The 967-nt window shown below is 51.9% G+C and carries 1 protein-coding gene and 1 pseudogene; both read right to left on the reverse strand.

Annotated features, from left to right (window positions below):
* Positions 1-133: 133 nt before the first annotated feature.
* Positions 134-619 (reverse strand): annotated as a pseudogene (locus BHE85_RS16520) (integrase domain-containing protein); the annotation flags it as partial.
* A gap of 42 nt (positions 620-661) precedes the next feature.
* Positions 662-967 (reverse strand): integrase core domain-containing protein (locus BHE85_RS16525; protein ID WP_032232747.1); only part of this gene is annotated, 306 nt, incomplete at its 5' end.

The raw sequence follows: 967 nt of genomic DNA on the forward strand, positions 1-967 counted from the left end.
TTTGGCCCCAAAATTTTTTGTACGAAAACCGATGAATAACGCGAAATTAATAGGAAACCATCCAAAATTATTTGGGGCAAATAATTTTGCCCGAAAACCGATGGATAACTCGATCTTTTCAAAGCAACGGCTATCAATCAGTATCCTTTCTTCCGTAAACCTGCGCCACATACCGCCCGCGCCCGTCGCCGTGTCCCAAATCCATCGCCGTCATTGCCAGCGCTTCTTTCTCACTGAATCCCTGCGCCAGATAATGACGAATGGCATCCTGCGCCCACGCATAGCGCAACGAGTGCGGGGAATATGTGCCAGTTAACCCGAGACGTGACGCCTGGCTGTGCCAGTATTTCATCGCGCTTTTCAGGTCGGGTTTATCTATCAGCCTGCCGTGGCGATCTTCTGCCACAACCAACGCATTATCCAGCGCTTTTCTGATAGCGACAGCATCCAGAATAACGGTTTCTCGCGGACGCCCGCCTTTGGTGCCGAACACCACGGTTAAACGGGGCTCACCCCGCTCCAGCGATTGCTTCCACGTTCTTAATGACTGCGCACTTTGCACCACCTCCTGCGAACGTAATCCCATCAGCCTTGAGAGTTCCAGCGCCGCTGCCATCCCTGAACCGCCCCGGGTTTCCTGGAGAGTGTTTTATCTGTGAACTCAGGCTGCCAGATCATCGTTTCCGATGGAAGCATAATAAGCTTTTTCTGCTTCTGCCGGAGGGATGTGGCCCAGCCTTTCCAGCAATCGTCGATTATTATACCAGTCCACCCACGTGAGTGTGGCCAGTTCCACTTCTGCACGGTTTTTCCAGCTCTTACGGTGTATTACCTCCGCTTTGTAAAGACCATTGATGCTCTCCGCCATCGCGTTGTCATACGAGTCGCCTGTACTTCCTGTTGATGCCAGTAATCCGGCTTCCTTAAGCCGCTGTGTGTAGGCCAGCGATACATACTGAGAACCTTT

Source organism: Shigella sp. FC1567 (assembly GCF_001743015.1).
Classification (GTDB): domain Bacteria; phylum Pseudomonadota; class Gammaproteobacteria; order Enterobacterales; family Enterobacteriaceae; genus Escherichia; species Escherichia coli.